Source organism: Bradyrhizobium sp. USDA 4506 (assembly GCF_054058795.1).
Window position 1 is genome coordinate 2953778 of the sequence record NZ_JBSSBM010000002.1, and the last position, 17011, is coordinate 2970788.

The 17011-nt window shown below is 65.4% G+C and carries 17 protein-coding genes; 5 read left to right on the forward strand and 12 right to left on the reverse strand.

What is annotated here, in order from left to right; translation table 11 throughout:
• Positions 1-9 precede the first annotated feature (9 nt).
• The 8 genes from ACVIHF_RS16055 to eno form a co-directional block, all read right to left on the reverse strand.
• The gene (locus ACVIHF_RS16055; RefSeq protein ID WP_456780473.1) at positions 10-1380 is read right to left on the reverse strand and encodes a pyruvate dehydrogenase complex dihydrolipoamide acetyltransferase; all 1371 of its coding nucleotides are present in this window, start codon (positions 1378-1380) and stop codon (positions 10-12) included.
• A 2-nt stretch (positions 1381-1382) separates the two neighbouring features.
• Positions 1383-1688 (reverse strand): DUF5076 domain-containing protein, encoded by a 306-nt coding sequence (locus tag ACVIHF_RS16060; protein WP_456780472.1) that lies wholly within the window; start codon positions 1686-1688, stop codon positions 1383-1385.
• 5 nt (positions 1689-1693) lie between these two features.
• Positions 1694-3088 carry a pyruvate dehydrogenase complex E1 component subunit beta gene (locus ACVIHF_RS16065; RefSeq protein WP_028334064.1) on the reverse strand — a complete coding sequence of 465 codons (1395 nt, stop codon included), beginning with the start codon at positions 3086-3088 and terminating at the stop codon, positions 1694-1696.
• Between the two features lie 45 nt (positions 3089-3133).
• Positions 3134-4153 (reverse strand): pyruvate dehydrogenase (acetyl-transferring) E1 component subunit alpha, encoded by a 1020-nt coding sequence (gene pdhA, locus ACVIHF_RS16070; protein WP_092083877.1) that lies wholly within the window; start codon positions 4151-4153, stop codon positions 3134-3136.
• A 166-nt stretch (positions 4154-4319) separates the two neighbouring features.
• Positions 4320-4631 (reverse strand): FtsB family cell division protein, encoded by a 312-nt coding sequence (locus tag ACVIHF_RS16075; RefSeq protein WP_028334062.1) that lies wholly within the window; start codon positions 4629-4631, stop codon positions 4320-4322.
• A gap of 139 nt (positions 4632-4770) precedes the next feature.
• Complete coding sequence (locus ACVIHF_RS16080) at positions 4771-5322, reverse strand: NADPH-dependent FMN reductase (RefSeq protein ID WP_212057694.1); 552 nt, start codon at positions 5320-5322, stop codon at positions 4771-4773.
• A 170-nt stretch (positions 5323-5492) separates the two neighbouring features.
• Entirely contained in the window at positions 5493-6629 is a 1137-nt protein-coding gene (locus tag ACVIHF_RS16085; protein ID WP_456780471.1) for a zinc-binding dehydrogenase, read from the reverse strand.
• Positions 6630-6676: 47 nt separating this feature from the next.
• The gene (eno, locus tag ACVIHF_RS16090) at positions 6677-7960 is read right to left on the reverse strand and encodes a phosphopyruvate hydratase (RefSeq protein WP_057016595.1); all 1284 of its coding nucleotides are present in this window, start codon (positions 7958-7960) and stop codon (positions 6677-6679) included.
• 173 nt (positions 7961-8133) lie between these two features.
• Between eno and ACVIHF_RS16095 the strand changes: the two genes are divergently transcribed.
• Together ACVIHF_RS16095 and queF are read left to right on the forward strand one after the other, a co-directional pair.
• Positions 8134-9117 carry a Vgb family protein gene (locus tag ACVIHF_RS16095; protein WP_456780470.1) on the forward strand — a complete coding sequence of 328 codons (984 nt, stop codon included), beginning with the start codon at positions 8134-8136 and terminating at the stop codon, positions 9115-9117.
• Between the two features lie 69 nt (positions 9118-9186).
• Positions 9187-9648 carry a preQ(1) synthase gene (gene queF / locus ACVIHF_RS16100; RefSeq protein WP_092083871.1) on the forward strand — a complete coding sequence of 154 codons (462 nt, stop codon included), beginning with the start codon at positions 9187-9189 and terminating at the stop codon, positions 9646-9648.
• Between the two features lie 9 nt (positions 9649-9657).
• Here the strand turns inward: queF and glsA are convergent, their stop codons facing one another.
• From glsA to kdsA, 3 genes are all read right to left on the reverse strand, one after another.
• Entirely contained in the window at positions 9658-11508 is a 1851-nt protein-coding gene (gene glsA, locus ACVIHF_RS16105) for a glutaminase A (protein ID WP_456781907.1), read from the reverse strand.
• 166 nt (positions 11509-11674) lie between these two features.
• Positions 11675-12868, reverse strand: a complete 1194-nt coding sequence (locus tag ACVIHF_RS16110; protein WP_456780469.1) for an MFS transporter — start codon at positions 12866-12868, stop codon at positions 11675-11677.
• A gap of 15 nt (positions 12869-12883) precedes the next feature.
• Positions 12884-13741: a 3-deoxy-8-phosphooctulonate synthase gene (kdsA, locus tag ACVIHF_RS16115; RefSeq protein WP_456792278.1), complete on the reverse strand. Its 858-nt coding sequence runs from the start codon at positions 13739-13741 to the stop codon at positions 12884-12886.
• A gap of 165 nt (positions 13742-13906) precedes the next feature.
• Here kdsA and ACVIHF_RS16120 point away from each other — a divergent pair, with 165 nt between their 5' ends.
• Positions 13907-14242: a PAAR domain-containing protein gene (locus ACVIHF_RS16120; protein WP_456780467.1), complete on the forward strand. Its 336-nt coding sequence runs from the start codon at positions 13907-13909 to the stop codon at positions 14240-14242.
• A 187-nt stretch (positions 14243-14429) separates the two neighbouring features.
• Here the strand turns inward: ACVIHF_RS16120 and ACVIHF_RS16125 are convergent, their stop codons facing one another.
• Positions 14430-14756 carry an NIPSNAP family protein gene (locus ACVIHF_RS16125; RefSeq protein ID WP_456780466.1) on the reverse strand — a complete coding sequence of 109 codons (327 nt, stop codon included), beginning with the start codon at positions 14754-14756 and terminating at the stop codon, positions 14430-14432.
• A 169-nt stretch (positions 14757-14925) separates the two neighbouring features.
• Between ACVIHF_RS16125 and ACVIHF_RS16130 the strand changes: the two genes are divergently transcribed.
• Together ACVIHF_RS16130 and ACVIHF_RS16135 are read left to right on the forward strand one after the other, a co-directional pair.
• A complete protein-coding gene (locus ACVIHF_RS16130; RefSeq protein ID WP_141342680.1) occupies positions 14926-15600 on the forward strand; it encodes a response regulator in 675 nt (224 codons plus the stop codon).
• Positions 15597-16976, forward strand: a complete 1380-nt coding sequence (locus ACVIHF_RS16135) for a sensor histidine kinase (protein WP_456792279.1) — start codon at positions 15597-15599, stop codon at positions 16974-16976. Before ACVIHF_RS16130 ends, ACVIHF_RS16135 begins: the two co-directional genes overlap by 4 nt.
• Positions 16977-17011 lie beyond the last annotated feature (35 nt).

The following is a 17011-nucleotide window of genomic DNA, read 5'->3' on the forward strand; positions in this document are numbered from 1 at the left end:
GGATGCCCGTCACACCATCATCATCACGGGGTTTTCGATCAGCTGCTTGAAGGCACCGATCAGCTCGGCGCCTAGCGCGCCGTCGATCGCGCGGTGATCGCACGACAGGGTCACGCTCATCATGTGCGCGATCTCGATCTTGCCGCCGCGCACCACCGGACGCTCCTCCGAAGTGCCGACCGCGAGGATCGAGGCGTGCGGCGGGTTGATCACGGCGGTGAAGTGGTTGATGCCGTACATGCCGAGGTTGGAGACCGCGGTGGTGCCGCCCTGATATTCCTCCGGCTTCAGCTTGCGGGCGCGGGCGCGGGCGGCGAAATCCTTCATCTCGTTGGAGATGGTCGAGAGCGTCTTGGTCTCGGCCTTGCGGATGATCGGCGTGATCAGGCCGCCCGGCATCGCCACCGCGACGCCGACGTCGGAATGCTTGTGCTTGAGCATGCCGCCTTCGGTCCAGCTGACGTTGCAGTTCGGAATCTTCTGCAGCGCGACCGCCATCGCCTTGATGACGAAGTCGTTGACCGAGATCTTGTAGAGCGGCTTCTTCTCCTTGTCCTTCGGCGCTGCGGCGTTGATCTCCTCGCGCGCGGCGAGCAGCTTGCCGATGTCGCAGTCGATGGTGAGGTAGAAGTGCGGGACGTTCTGCACCGAGGCGGTGAGACGCTGCGCGATGGTGCGGCGCATGCCGTCATGCGGCACCACCTCGTAGGAGCCCGGCTCGAACAGCGCGAGGATCTGCTTGTCCGACATTGACGGCGCGATGCTCGGTCCCGCGGCGGGCGCTGCCGCCGGCGCCTTCAGGCCTTTGCCGGACTTGGCCTCGTCGACGTCGCGCGCGATGACCCGGCCATGCGGGCCGGTGCCGGTGATGCGGGTAAGATCGATGCCGGCTTCCTTTGCCAGCCGGCGCGCCAGGGGCGATGAGAACACCCGGGCGTGGCCGTTAGCCTGCGCGGCCGGTGCAGCAGCCTGAGGCGCCGCTGCCGGCGCTGGCGCTGCGGCCGGCTTCGGCGCAGGCGCCGCCGCCGGTGCGGGAGCCGCCGCAGGCGCGGCCTGGGCGGCGGGCTTCGGCGCCTCGGCGGGTTTAGCGGCCGGTGCGGCACCCGCTCCGGCGCTGGCTGCCGCCTTCACATCCTCCCCGTCGCCGGCCATGACGGCGATGACGTCGTTGACCGGCACGTCCTGCGTGCCCTCCGGCACCAGGATCTTGGCGATCGTGCCTTCATCGACCGCCTCGACTTCCATCGTCGCCTTGTCGGTCTCGATCTCCGCGATCACGTCGCCGGACTTGACCTTGTCGCCCTCTTTCTTGAGCCACTTGGCGAGGTTGCCCTTTTCCATCGTCGGCGACAGCGCGGGCATGAGAATATTGATCGGCATTGTCAGTGACCTTGTTGCGACCGCGGTTTGGTTTGGCCCATGTCGGTCGGCCGGGCGATTTCGGCTTCGAACATCTCGACGATGCGCGCGAGCGCCTCGTCCTCGGTGTATTCGCTCTCGCGCGCATAGGCGCGCGCGGCATGGCGGGCGATGTCGACCAGCATCAGCCCCCACATGTCCGGCTCCTCGAAAGCGCGCTGGAACGCGATCGACAGGCCGCCATCGACGACGAAGGCGCGCAGCACTTCAATGGCATCGTCGCGGCCCATCACGTCAGGGGGCAGCGGCTGCTCCTTGGGACCGGTCATCGGCGTTACCGGTAGGATACGGCCTTGGCGGCGGCGACCACCTCGGCGACGGAGGGCAGAGCAAGCTTTTCAAGGTTGGCGGCATAAGGCATCGGCACGTCCTTGCCGGAGACGCGCGCCACCGGCGCGTCGAGATAGTCGAAGGCGTGCTCCATGATGCGCGCGGCGACCTCGGAGCCGACGCCGCTCTGCTGCCAGCCCTCCTCGACCGTCACCGCGCGGCCGGTCTTCTTCACCGAGTTGATGATGGTCTCGGTATCCATCGGACGGATGGTGCGGAGATCGACGACCTCGGCCTCGATACCTTCCTTGGCGAGTTCGTCGGCAGCCTTCAGCGCATAGGACATGCCCATCGCCCAGGAGACGATGGTGACGTCCTTGCCGGCGCGGGCAATCCGCGCCTTGCCGATCGGCACCACGAAATCAGCCAGCTTCGGCACCTCACCGGTGTGGCCGTACAGCACCTCGTTCTCGAGGAAGATCACCGGATTGGGATCGCGGATCGCGGCCTTGAGCAGGCCCTTGTAATCGGCGGCCGAATACGGCGCGATCACCTTGAGGCCCGGGATCTGCGAGTACCACGCCGCATAGTCCTGGCTGTGCTGCGCGGCGACACGCGCGGCGGCGCCGTTCGGGCCGCGGAACACGATCGAGCATCCCATCTGGCCGCCGGACATATAGAGCGTCTTGGCGGCGGAGTTGATGATCTGGTCGATCGCCTGCATGGCGAAGTTGAAGGTCATGAACTCGACGATCGGCTTCAAGCCCGCCATCGCCGCGCCGACGCCGACGCCGGCAAAGCCGTGCTCGGTGATCGGCGTGTCGATCACGCGGCGGGCGCCGAATTCCTGCAACAGGCCCTGTGTCACCTTGTAGGCGCCCTGATATTCCGCGACCTCCTCGCCCATGATGAAGACGTCGCCGTCGCGGCGCATCTCCTCGGCCATCGCATCGCGCAGCGCCTCGCGAATGGTCTGCGTGACCATCTCGGTCCCCGCGGGGATTTCCGGATCAGGCAGTGGCTCGGTCGCGGGCGCGGCCGGCGCCTTCGCCGCGGGCTGCGGCGCTTCCGCCTTGGCTTCGGCAGGCGCGGCCTCGGCGGCCTTCGGCTGCGGCGCCGGTGCCGCCGGCGCCTTGGCGAGGTCGGCGGCGCTTTCGCCGTCGACGAGAATGGTGGCGATCGGCGTGTTCACCGCAACGTCCGCGGTGCCTTCCGGAATCAGGATCTTGCCGAGCGTGCCCTCGTCGGTTGCCTCGACCTCCATCGTCGCCTTGTCGGTCTCGATCTCGGCGATGACGTCACCGGACTTGATGGTCTCGCCTTCCTTTTTCAGCCATTTGGCGAGGTTGCCCTTCTCCATGGTGGGCGACAGCGCAGGCATCAGCACTTGAATGGGCATATCGGCTCCCGAAATCGGTCTTGAAATTCGTCTGCGCGGGTGGGGTCAGCGGTAGATGTCGGTGTAGAGCTCGGCTGGATCCGGCTCCGGATCGTGCTGCGCGAAGTCGGCGGCCTCGTTGACGATCTCGCGCACCTGGGCGTCGATCGCCTTGAGGTCCTGCTCGCTGGCGCCCGAGGCCAGCAAGCGATTGCGCACCTGCTCGATCGGGTCCTGGTCGTGACGCACCTTCTCGACCTCCTCGCGCGTGCGGTACTTCGCCGGATCGGACATCGAGTGGCCGCGGTAGCGGTAGGTCTGCATCTCCAGAATCATCGGACCGTTGCCGCCGCGGCACCAGGCCACGGCCTCATCGGCGGCGGCCTTGACGGCGCGCACGTCCATGCCGTCGACCTGCCTGCCCGGAATGTTGAAGGAGGCGCCGCGCTTGGAGAAGTCCTGCTGGGCCGATGCGCGCGACACCGAGGTGCCCATCGCATAGCGGTTGTTCTCGATCACGTAGATCACCGGCAGCTTCCACAGCTCCGCCATGTTGAAGCTTTCATAGACCTGGCCCTGGTTGGCCGCGCCGTCGCCGAAATAGGTCACGCTGACGTTATCGTTGCCGCGATAGCGGTTGGCGAACGCAAGGCCGGTGCCGAGCGAGACCTGCGCGCCCACGATTCCGTGACCGCCATAAAAGTGCTTCTCCTTGCTGAACATGTGCATGGAGCCGCCCTTGCCGCGGGAATAGCCGCCGCGGCGTCCGGTCAATTCGGCCATCACGCCCTTGGCTTCCATGTCGCAGGCCAGCATGTGGCCGTGGTCCCGGTAGCCGGTTATGACCTCGTCGCCCGGCTTCAGCGCCATCTGCATGCCGACCACGACCGCTTCCTGGCCGATATAGAGATGGCAGAAACCGCCGATCGCACCCATGCCGTAGAGTTGACCGGCCTTCTCCTCGAAGCGCCGGATCAGGAGCATGTCCCGCAGTGCCTTGAGCTCCTGCTCCTTGGTGAATTCGGGGGGAGAGCCGGCCTTCTCCTGCCCTGATTCTTTTGCGACGCTTTTCTTGGGTGCGGCCATGGCAATTCCGGGTGAGAGAAGTCGGAGAACCCTCTCTAACCCAACTCAAATCGCCTTGGAAGGATTGCGTTCGCCCGATGGAATTTTGCTATGCCGCACTGCAGCGCAGCGCGACATTTTTGTGATAGCGCGCGAATGATTTTGAAATTTGAGAACGCGTCGTCAGTTACTTGTTGATCCGAACGAGGTCACGCGGATTGGCGTAGTCGAGCTGGAAGCGCGCGCGCTCGTCCAACATGTCGGGATCGACCCGGTCCGACCGCAGCAGCGACACCCGCTGCTCGCCCTCGGCCCGCTCCTTCTTCAGCCGCGCCAGCTCGGAGGTCAGCGCGATGATCTCCTGATCGAGCTCCTGCCGCGCGTTCAAGCCGTATTTGCCGGTGTAGGCGTTGACGCCGAAATAGCCGACCATCAGCGCCGCCAGCGTATAGAGGGCGAGCCCGGTCAGAATCGATTTGAGGCGTGTGCGGGAAACCATGGCCGCGAGCATGCGGCCATGGGGTTAACGAACGCTGAACCAGAGCGTTTTCGAGCGAAGTGGGTACCGGTTCGCGTGAGGAAAACGCGTCAAAACATGTTCAGAGCCCGTTCCGATTCAATCGGAACGGGGCTCTTGCTCAGCGGTTCTGCTTTTCGATAAAGGCCGCGAAAGCATCGAGATACTGCTGCAGCACGCCCTTGAGCGACTCCTTGGTCAGTTCGCCGTTGTCGTCGAAGGCATCGCCGACGCCGTTGAGATAGGCTTCCGGCTGACCGAGGATCGGGCCGGAAATGCCCGGCAGGATGTTTTGCAGGTGCTTCACTGCGTTGACGCCGCCGAGCGGTCCGGGCGAATTGCCGATGATGCCGATCGGCTTGCCGATGAACGAGCTCTTGCCGTAGGGCCGCGAGGCGACGTCGATGGCGTTCTTCAGCACGCCCGGGATCGAGCGGTTGTATTCGGGGGTCACGAACAGCACGCCGTTCGACTTCTGCAGCTTCTCGCGGAAGGCAAGCCAGTCCGCCGGCGGCGCAGCCTCGAGGTCCTGGTTGAAGAAGGAAATTTCCTGAAGCGTCGTCACATCGAGCTTCAGCGACGCCGGTGCAAGCTTGGCCAGCGCATTGGCGATCTTGAGCGAGAAGCTCTGTTTGCGGATGCTGCCGACAATGGTGACGATGTTATAGGCCATAGCAAATTCCCCTCGGATTGCGCGTGAAACTGGTGCCCCTCACCTACCGGCGCACCAAGAAAGATGCAAGTGCATGGATCGTCCAATTCCGGAAACGCAGCGTTTCGCGGAATTGGTCTATGCAAAGCAAAAAGGCCGCCCCCATCGGGACGGCCCCTGCGTTTCGATCCTCAGCCCTTGTTCGGGTTGATCAGGAATTTCTCGCCGGTCGAGCGCTTGTTGTAGACGGCGATGTTGTCGAGCTGCAGGGTCTCCTGCAACGAGACCACCTTGGTGTAGTGACTGGCGAAAGTCGTCTTCAGTTCGGCCACCACGCGCTGGCGCAGCTTGTTGCCGGCCTCCGGACCGATCTTCATCAGGAACGGGAACAGCAGCCAGCCGCCGACGCCCCAGGCCATGCCGAAGCCGCGCGGCAATTCGATCGAGCGGGTGTCGAGGCTGCCATAGACATAGACCTGCTTGTGCACATTCGAGCCGTAGCGGCTGTAGGCCTTGGCGGTCTTGTTGATCGCGGTCTCCATCGCGACCAGGATCTGGCCCGCGAGCTTGCCGCCGCCGATCGCATCGAAAGCGATAGTGGCGCCGGTTTCCACCAGCGCGCCGGTGAGCTTGTCCATGAAATCGGGCGCGGAGGAATCGACGACGTGTTTGGCGCCGATCTTGTGCAGGATGTCCGCCTGCTCCTTGTTGCGCACGATGTTGACGAGGCCGATGCCGTCCTTGAGACAGATCTTGTTGAGCATCTGGCCGAGATTGGACGCCGCCGCGGTGTGCACCAGCGCCTTGTGCCCCTCGCGCCGCATCGTCTCGGTCATGCCGAGCGCGGTCAGCGGATTGACGAAGCAGGACGCGCCTTCCGCCGGCGTGGTGCCGTCGGGCAGCGGCAGGCATTCGTTGACGCGCAACGTGCGGTATTGCGCATACATCGCGCCACCGATCATCGCGACCGTGCGGCCCATCAGCGCTTTCGCCGCATCCGATGAACCGGTCCTGATCACGACGCCGGCACCTTCATTGCCGACCGGCATTGACTCATCGAGCCGTGCGGCGAGGCCCGGCAATGCCGCTTCCGGCACGCGCGCAGCCACCACAGGCAATTCCTTGCTGCCGGAGACCTTGGCGGCCGACATGTCGGCCGGGCCGATCAAAAGACCGAGGTCGGACGGATTGATCGGGGTCGCCTCGACCCGGACCACGACCTCGTCGGGGCCGGGCTCGGGGGTCGGGACATTGACCAGCGATATCTCGAGCTCGCCATTCTTCTTGAGCAGCGAACGCAGTTGCAGACCGCTCTTGCCATCGCTCATCCCGACCTCCCTTTTGCGTTTTGTTGGATCCCGTTCAAGCTGGGGCGCTACGCCAGCGCCTTCAAGGCCGCCCTGCCCGCGTATTTCGCCTGGGTGCCGAGCTGCTGCTCGATGCGCAGCAGCTGATTGTACTTGGCGGTACGGTCGGAGCGCGCCAGCGAGCCGGTCTTGATCTGCCCGCAATTGGTGGCGACCGCAAGATCGGCGATCGTGGAATCCTCGGTCTCGCCGGAGCGGTGCGACATCACGGCGGTGTAGCCGGCCTTGTAGGCCATCTCGATCGCCGCAAGCGTCTCGGTCAGCGTGCCGATCTGGTTGACCTTGACCAGGATCGAATTGGCGCGGCCGTTCTTGATGCCGTCGGCAAGCCGGGTGACGTTGGTGACAAACAGATCGTCACCGACCAGCTGACACTTCTTGCCGATCGCATCCGTCAGCTCCTTCCAGCCGTCCATGTCGTCCTCCGACATGCCGTCCTCGATGGTGACGATCGGATAGCGGCCGACGAGATCGGCGAGATACTTCACCTGCTCGGAGCGCGAGCGGGTCTTGTTCTCGCCGCCATAGACGTAGGAGCCTTCCTTGAAGAATTCGGTGGAGGCGCAGTCGAGGCCGAGCACGACGTCGTCGCCCGCCTTGTAGCCGGCCTTGCCGATCGCATTCATCACGAACTCGAGGGCGGCGTCGGCCGACGGCAGGTTCGGCGCGAAGCCGCCCTCGTCGCCGACATTGGTGTTGTGGCCGGCCTTCTTCAGCTCGCCGCGCAGCGTGTGGAAGATTTCCGAACCGCAACGTAGCGCCTCGGCGAACGACGTGGCGCCGACCGGCAGGATCATGAACTCCTGGAAGTCGATCGGGTTGTCGGCATGCACGCCGCCATTGATGATGTTCATCATCGGCACCGGCAGCGTCCGCGCCGAGGTGCCGCCGACATAACGATACAGCGGCATGTCGAAGGATTCGGCGGCGGCCTTGGCGCAGGCCAGCGAGACGCCGAGGATGGCGTTGGCCCCGAGCCGGCTCTTGTTCGGCGTGCCGTCGAGCTCGATCATGATCTGGTCGATCGCGACCTGCTCCTCGACCGCCTGGTCGCTGAGCGCCTCGAAGATCTCACCGTTGATGGCGGCGACCGCCTTCTCGACGCCCTTGCCGAGATAGCGCGCCTTGTTGCCGTCGCGCAGTTCCACCGCCTCATGCGCGCCGGTGGAGGCGCCCGACGGCACGGCCGCGCGACCGATTGACCCATCCTCCAGCACCACATCGACCTCGACCGTGGGGTTGCCGCGGCTATCAAGGATTTCGCGGCCGATGATGTCGACGATGTCAGTCATGACGTGCTCTTTCTCGATATGGGGTTGGCTGATGCGCCGCGTCATACACGGCGCGCAAGCAAATGTGAACGGCCCGCCCGCCCGGCCCGTCTGACGGTGCAATGTGGTGGGTTTATGCTGTCGGGATTACCTTCGCGTGCTGGCCCATTGTTTCACGAAGCCGGGATAACGCAATGAACCGTCGCCAGTTTCTCGCCTCCACCACTGCCGCGATTTTGACCAAGAGAGCGCAGGCGCAGGATGCCCAGACGCCGTTCCGGGTGAAATATTTCAACGTCGACGCCGGGACCGGCCTGCACGATGTCACGCCGGCGCCCGATGGCACCGTCTGGTTCACGGGCCAGCGCAGCGGTGCGCTGGGCCGGCTCAATCCGCGCGACAGTGCGTTCAAGCTGGTCAGCCTCGGCAAGGGTGCGGCCCCGCACGGCGTCACGATCGGCCCCGACGGCGCGCCATGGGTAACCGAGGGCGGGCAGAATGCGATCGCCCGCGTCGACCCCGGCGACCACAAGGTGACGCTGTTCCGCCTGCCTGAGAAAGCCGCTGACGCCAATCTCAATACCGGCGTGTTCGACAAGCGCGGCGTCTACTGGTTCACCGGCCAGTCCGGCTTCTACGGCCGGCTCGATCCGAAATCCGGTGAGATGAAGGTGTTCGAGGCACCGCGCGGCGTCGGCCCCTACGGCATCACCGTGACCCCAAACGGCGACATCTGGTACGCCTCGCTTGCCGGCAGCTATATCGCACGGATTGACCTTGCGACCGGCAACGCCAGCGTGGCCCAGCCGCCGACGCCGAAACAGGGCGCGCGACGGGTGTGGTCGGATTCGCGGGGGCGGATCTGGGTCAGCGAATGGAACAGCGGCAACGTGTCGGTGCACGATCCCGCCGACGGGACGTGGAGGGCCTGGAAGCTGCCCGGCAGCAATCCACGGACCTATGCCGTCTATGTCGACGACAAGGACAAGGTCTGGCTCACCGATTTCTCGGCCAACGCGATCATGCGCTTCGATCCGGTGGGCGCGACCTTCAACGCCTTTCCGAGCGACCGCGCCGGCGCGAATGTCCGGCAACTCGATGGCCGGCCCGGCGAGGTCTGGGGCTGTGAATCCGGCCAAGACCGCTTGGTCCTGATCCAGACTGCCGCGCCCGCGTAGCACCCTGCCCCCGCACGCGGACGGTTGACGAACCGCCCGCTTCCGTTCATTTCGGCCGCTCCCACAAGGATGAGGCCCATGGCGAAGAAAACCCTGCAACTCGGCCGTGCCGTCGCGTGGCCGGATAGCCCGGACAAGGCGGTGCTCGACCGCGTCCCCAATCCGCAGGCCGGCACGGATTATCTGGTGCGCTTCGCTATCCCGGAATTCACCTCGGTCTGCCCGATCACCGGCCAACCGGACTTCGCCCATCTGGTGCTCGACTATGTGCCGGGCCGATGGCTCCTGGAATCTAAGTCGCTGAAACTCTATGCGGCGAGCTTCCGCAATCACGGCGCCTTCCACGAGGATTGCACCGTCATGATCGGCAAGCGCATCTCGGACGAGATCAAGCCGAAATGGCTGCGCATCGGCGGCTATTGGTATCCGCGTGGCGGTATCCCGATCGACGTGTTCTTTCAGACCGGCCGACTGCCGAAAGGCGTCTGGGTTCCCGATCAGGGCGTCGCGCCCTATCGAGGCCGGGGCTGATCCGGCGTCTCAATAGGCGCTCAGCAGATCGACCTTGGCATTGGCGAGGATGAGGCGGCGCGCCAGCAGTGCGGAAAGATTGCGCATGATCTTCATCGAAATCTGCGGGTGGAGCTGACGATAGTCGGCAAAGCTGTCGATCGGTAGCTCGAGGCATTTGACCGGCGTGTCCGCCCAGACGTCGGCGCTGCGGTGGCTCTCGATGATCGCCATCTCGCCGAACTCCATCCCCGGCCCGAGGGAGGCAAGCCGCACGCCGCTCGGCAGCTTCACGCTCACCATCCCGCTTTGCAGGAAGAACAACGAATTGGCCGGCTCGCCGGCCACGACGATGCGTTGGCCGGCGTCGTAGCGGCGCGGCGTCGAGAGTTCGGCGAGCGCAGCGATCTCCTCGGGCGCGAGATCGGCCAAGAGCGCCTGCTCGCCGAGATGGGCGGTCTCCTTGGTCTCGGTGAAGCCGCCATAGCGGTAGATCAGTTGATCCTCGGCCCATTCAACGGCGTCGTCGAGCAGCGGAAAATGCCGCAACCGCTTCGGCTCTTCGATCTGCGCGCGGATCGTGGCCCAGACCGGCGACGTCGTCTCGACACCGGAGATGATCGTGGTGACACCGGAATTTCCGAGCGTGGCGATTTTCTCAGCCAGCAGCTGGGCGCCGGCTGCCGTGATGTCGGGCACGCGGTGGAAATCTAGGATCAGCAGCGGCGCGCCGGGCGGCTCGCTGGACAGCCGGCGAGTGACGTAGTCGATCGACGCGAAGTTGAGCGCCCCCACCAGCTCGATGACGCGGGTGTCACTGTGGCGGTCATCGAGGATCTGCTGTTCGTGCGGCTGGCGGCTGCGGCGGGAGGTGATGCCGAAGATGTCGTAGTCGGCGATGATGCAGGTGCGGACGTCGCCGCTGCGGTTGAGCATATGCAGATCAAATCGCGCCGACAGCGCCTCGCAAACCTTCAGGCCTCGCACGCTGTTGAAGTGCCCATCGAGCAGCGGCGAAAAGGTGCCGAGCCCCAATTGCGACGGGAGCGCTGCGACGATGCCGCCGCCGACCCCACTCTTGGCGGGCATTCCGACGCGATAGATCCACTCGCCGGCATAGTCGTACATGCCCGAGCTCGTCATCACCGACAGCGTGCGCGCGACGACATGCGGCGTCACCACCTGGACGCCGGTGACCGGATTGACGCCGCGATTGGCGAGCGTTGCGGCCATCACCGCGAGGTCGCGCGCGGTGACGAGAATTGCGCATTGCCGGAAATAGACATCGAGCACGGCATCGACGCCGTCCTGCAGCACGAGGTAGTTGCGCAGCAGCCAGGCGATCGCGCGATTGCGGTTGCCGGTCGCCGTCTCCGACGCATGGACCGCGTCGTCGACGTCGAGTTCGCGGCCGGCAAACTGGCCGAGCTTGTCCCGGATGCGCTCGAATGCGGCGCGGCCATCGACCTCGTGGATCAGCCCGGAGCAGGCAATCGCGCCGGCGTTGACCATCGGATTGAACGGCTTGTTGTCGTTGGTCAGCCGGATGGAGTTGAATGCCTCACCGCTCGGCTCGACGCCGATCGCCGACGCGACGCGCGCTTCGCCGACGAGATCGAGGGCCAGCGCAAACACGAACGCCTTCGAAACGGACTGGATGGTGAAAGGAGCGGCGCTGTCGCCGACTTCGTAGACATGGCCATCGATGGTGACGAGGCTGATGCCGAAATGCGCCGGGTTGGCCCGTTTCAGCTCCGGAATGTAGTCGGCGAGCGCGCCGGAATTGTCCGATTTGAATTCTTGGTGGCAGGAGGCCAGAAAACGTTGAAGTGGAGGCTCGGTGCCATATCCCGTTGTCCTGACGTCCGCATTCCCTCGAATAGGCCAGCCAGTCTGGACGTCCACGCTCTCACCTCAAATGGCGAGAAATAAGCAATCCTCATGCCATGCGCGGTCGTCCGAACGCTGCTGCGACATGCGTCATCCTGACGCTGCACCCCGCTTCCCTGCTTGTTGTGTCTGCCACCGCCGGTGGGCGCGTGGACGCCTAGGTTGTCTGCGCATCGGCGGGCCTGGTCTGCCGCAGAAACCGCGCGCAGATAAAGCCGAGCACGACCATCACGGCGGCGGCTGACACCAACGTCGCGGTCTTGCCGACGTGTTGCAGGCCGAAGCCGTAAGCGATCGGGCCGACGGTCTGGCCCATGAAGAAGAAGAACGAGTGCAGCGACAGCGCGGTGGCGCGCGCTTCGACCGACAGCTCGCTGGCGAACACCTGCAGGCAGCCGTGGATCATGTAGAAGCCGAGGCCCATCACCAGGAGGCCCGCCATCTGCAGCTTCCAGTGCGGCCCGAAGGCGACGCCGACCAATTGGATTGCAACCAGCGTCGCGCCGACGACCATCATGCCCCTCACCCCGATCCACGGCAGCAGGCGCGACACCGTCAGCGTGTAGAGCAATCCGCCGATCGCAAAGCCTGCGATCACGATGCCGGCGATCGACAGCGAGGTCTCGCCGAGCTCGAACAGGAACGAGGCGATGAAGGGAAACAGCCCGAGCACGCAGCAGCCTTCGATGAAGACCGCCGAGTAACAGATGCGGGCATTCGGATTGGTGAAGATGGTGCGATAACCGTGGCGAAGCGCCTTCAGGCTAGTGCGCGGCGGACGGTTCAGCGCGGCGCCGCGGAAGCCGGAGGCAACCGCCAGCGCGACGATGATCACGAGGCCGCCGAGAACCGCGAGCACGCCGCGCCAGCCGAGGAAGTCGCCGATCAGGCCGGATGCCGTGGCACCGAGCAGATTGCCGGTCATCGAGCCCGCCAGCGTTCGCCCGATCGCGAGCTGCCGCTTATCCGGACCGACCAGATCGCTGGTCAGCGACAGCGCCACCGGAAACACGCCGCCCGAGCCGACGCCGGCAAGGATGCGGGTCACGAACAGCATCGGAAACGAGGTCGAGAGCGCGCCGAGAATGTTGGCGACGCCGAGCAGTCCGAGGCAGATCGTCATCAGCCGCGCCTTGCCGAACAGGTCGGCAGCGGCGCCGATCGCCGGCTGCACCGCGGCAAAGGTAAAGGCGAACACCGCGGCAAAGCTCGCCGCCGTCGCGATGCTGACGCCGAAATCCTCAGCGACATGCGGCAGAACCGGATCCAGCGCGCGCACCGACAGGCTCGCTGCGAAGGTCGCCAGCGTGATCACGTTAAGGGCCTGCGGCATGCCGCTGGTTGCGGTCATGTCGTTGTCCGCCGGTCAGGCCGCCGTCTTCGCCAGCGCGTCGAACTGCATCAGCCGCTTGACGAGGGACTCGAAGTCGCGGAGCGGCACCATGTTGGGGCCGTCCGACGGCGCGTGATCCGGATCGGGATGGGTCTCGATGAACACGCCGGCGACGCCGACCGCGACCGCGGCGCGCGCCAGCACCGGCACGAATTCACGCTCACCGCCCGACGAGGTGCCCTTGCCGCCCGGCTGCTGCACCGAATGGGTGGCGTCGAAGATCACAGGCGCGCCGGTGGTGCGCGAAAGAATCGGCAGCGCGCGCATGTCCGAGACCAGCGTGTTGTAGCCGAACGACGCGCCGCGCTCGGTGACCAGCACATTGGCGTTGCCGGCGCCGGTGATCTTGCTGACCACATTGGCCATGTCCCACGGCGCCAGGAACTGGCCCTTCTTGACATTGACGACCCTGCCGGTCGCGGCCGCGGCCAGCAAGAGATCGGTCTGCCGGCACAGGAAGGCCGGGATCTGCAGCACGTCGACCGCCTGCGCCACTTCGGCGCATTGGGTCGCCTCATGCACGTCGGTCAGCACCGGCAGCCCGAGCGAAGACCGGATCTCGGCGAAGATAGGCAGCGCCTGCGCCAATCCGATGCCGCGCGCCGCCGTCGCGCTGGTGCGGTTCGCCTTGTCGAACGAGGTCTTGTACACCAGACCGATCTTGAGCCGCGCCGCGATCTCCTTCAGCGCGGACGCCACTTCAAGCGCGTGCGCGCGGCTCTCGAGCTGGCAGGGACCGGCGATGATCGAAATCGGCAAGGCATTGCCGAATTTGGCCGATCCGACGGCAACGATCGGCGCGGCGGCCTGCGCGGAAACCTGATTGGTCAAAATGCTGCATCCTTTTGCCGGCGACCATGCAGTCCCGCGCGGGACGGATCAAGCCATCCCGCACGATGAGGGGGTTGCGCTGACGCCGTGGGTGCGCCGTGCTAACACAATCCCGCCCAAACAGCGCCTATAAACTGGCGCGGAACAGATTCCCATGAGGAAGCCATGCGCATCCCGCTGATGATCGGAGCCGTCGCCGCCCTGTCGGCGATGTCGGGCCTCGCCTACGGCCAGACCAGCAGCCAGCCCGGGGTCGTCACCAGCGGCGCCACCGGCGTGACCGTCAATGGCAAGCCGGCGGCGCGCAGCGGCGATACCACCAGCAATGGCGGCCCGCTCGTCGAGGGCGTGCCCAACGTCCTGATCAACGGCAAGCCGGCGGTGGTCATGGGCGATCGCACGCATTGCGGCGGCAAGACGACCTCCGGCAGCCACGGCGTCTTCATCAACGGCAAGCCGATGGTGACCCAGGGCGATCAGACCTCGGGCTGCCTGCAATAGCGTCGCTGCAACTTTCCCTCCCCAAGGGACCGAGAAAAGATGCCTCCCCGTCATTGCGAGGAGCTCGCGACAAAATTGCGAAGCAATTTTGCGCTGAAGCGACGAAGCAATCCATCGCTCCGCATATGCAGTACGAATGGATTGCTTCGCTTCGCTCGCAATGACGGGAACATGGCCGCAGCGGGCGTCACTTGACCGACGAAAACGCCGTCGGCACCAGAAGCTGGTTGACGATGGTGAGAACGATCTGGCCGTCCTCCTCGGTCTTGGCGCGTGCGGCGATCCATTCCGGATCGGTCGCGAACGCGGTCCACTTCTTCTCGCGCTCGGCGAGCGATTCCCAGGCCAGCAGATAGGTCAGGTCCTGGTTGGATTCCCCGACCAGCGTCGTGAAGAAACCGGCCTGCCTGATGCCGTGCTTGTCCCAGAGCTTCAGCGTGATGGTCTCGAAGCGCTTGAGCAGCGCCGGCAGCCGTCCCGGCAGGCAGCGATAGACGCGGGTCTCGTAGATCATTGGCAGTCCTCCCAGATTTGTGTGCGGGCGGTTATAGCCAGCGCCTTCCGGACTGTCTTGAGGGGGTGACAACATGGCACCCCTGCTCGCGACAGGCAGCCATTTCCGCAATGTTGTTGCAATGTTACTTGCCCTAAAACCTGCCTTCAGGAGCTGGACCCACAAGGACATGCGGATACTGCTGGTTGAGGACGAGGCCGAAATGGCGGCGGCGCTGTCACAGGCGCTGAAGGGCTACGACATGGTGGTCGACCACGTGCCGAACCTTGCCGAGGCCGAGGAAGCGATCTGTGCCGACGTGCATGGCGCGGTCCTGCTCGACCGCCAGCTTCCGGACGGCGACGGCCTCACGCTGATCCCGAAGCTGCGCGCCAAGGCCGACGGCGTGCCGATCATCGTGCTGACCGCGCGCGGCGATCTCACCGACCGCATCACTGGCCTCGACAGCGGCGCCGACGACTATCTGGCCAAGCCGTTCGCGGTCGAGGAGCTGATGGCGCGGCTGCGCGCCGTGCTGCGCCGCCCCGCCGGCCTGCAGCTCGAGATCATCAGGGCCGGCCGGGTGGCGTTCGATTGCGGCCATCGCGAGGCCAGTGTCGACGGCCGTCCGCTCGAGCTGCCGCGGCGCGAGCTGCTGGTGCTGGAGACGCTGCTGCGCCGCATGGGCCGCACCGTGCTGCGCGCGACGCTGGAGGAAGCCGTCTACAATTTCGAGGACGAGATCCAGTCCAACGCGCTCGATGCGCACGTCTCGCGTCTCAGGCGCAAGCTTGCCGACGCCAACGCCGGCGTCGAGATCCACAGCATCCGCGGCGTCGGCTATCTCTTGAAGCAAACGTCATGAGCGAACAGGCCGAGCACTATTGCCTGCGCTCGCAACTGAGCTGGCGGCTGGTGACGCTCCAGGCGCTGCTGCTTGCCATGCTGATCGTTTGCCTGATCAGCGCGTTGTGTGCCACCGGCTTCCTGATCGTTCCGCGCGATGAGGATCATGTGATTTCCATCGTGCAGGGCGCGGTCGCACGCGACGGCAAGGGCGAGTTGATTTTGCGCTCGACGGCCGAACTGCAAAAGCTTCGTGACGACACGCCGGACCTCTGGTTCCTGGTGCGCGACCGGCAAGGCCGTTCGCTGACGGAAGGCGCGGTGCCGCCGGAATTCGCCAGGATCGGCGACGCGCTCGACCAGATCAGCCAGGCGCGGCTCGGCTGGCAGATGTTCGAGGATGATCCGCGCAAGCCGCCGGCGCGGCTGAAGCGCGTCAATTCCGACGCCGGCCCCGTGCAGGTGCTCACAGCGACGCAAGGGCCAATGTCGAGCGTCAAGACCGCGCTCGCCACGACGCTGGCATTCCTCGCCATTGCCCTGCCCGGCCTTTTCCTGATGGCATGCGCCACCTTCATCGCGACGCCGATGGTGGTGAAGCGCGCCTTCGCCGGTCTCGATACCACCGCCGACGAAGCGCGCCGCATCGATTTCCGCCAGCGCGGCAGCCGACTGTCGGCGGACCATCTGCCGCTCGAGGTAGCGCCGCTGGTGACCGCCATCAACGATGCGCTGAAACGGCTCGACGACGGCTATTCCCGGCACCAGCGATTCGTCGCCGACGCGGCGCATGAATTGCGCACGCCGATCGCGATCCTCAACACGCGGCTGGAGTCGCTGCCGCCAGGTCCGGAGAAAACCCGCCTGCTCGAGGATTCGGCGCGGCTTGCGACATTGGCCGAGCAACTGCTCGACATCCAGCGCTTCGACCAGTGCCGCAATCCGTTCGTCCGCGTCGATCTCGTCGCGGTCGCCCGCAATGTCGCGGCCGACCTCGCGCCGCTCGCGATCGCGGCCGGCTACGAGCTGTCGCTCGATACCGCAACCGATCGCGTCGAGATCTTGGGCGATCGCGCCGCGCTGGAGCGCGCGCTCACCAATCTGGTGCAGAACGCCATCCAGCATGGCGGCCGCCGCGGCACCATCACCATCCATGTCGGCAGCGCCGCGACGATCGACGTATCGGATGAAGGCGACGGCATTCCCCAGGACCAGCGCACCCGGATCTTCGATCCGTTCTATCGGCTCGCGCCGCTCGACCGCGGCGCCGGCCTCGGCCTCAACATGGTGCGCGAGATCGCAAGGCTGCACGGCGGTCACGTCTCCGTGCTCGACGGTCCGAAGGGCGGCGCGTGCTTTCGCCTCACCTTACCGCCGGCGCCGTTCGCGTCGTGACTGCCAAAGCGTTTTCGAGCGAAGCCTGTCCCGCA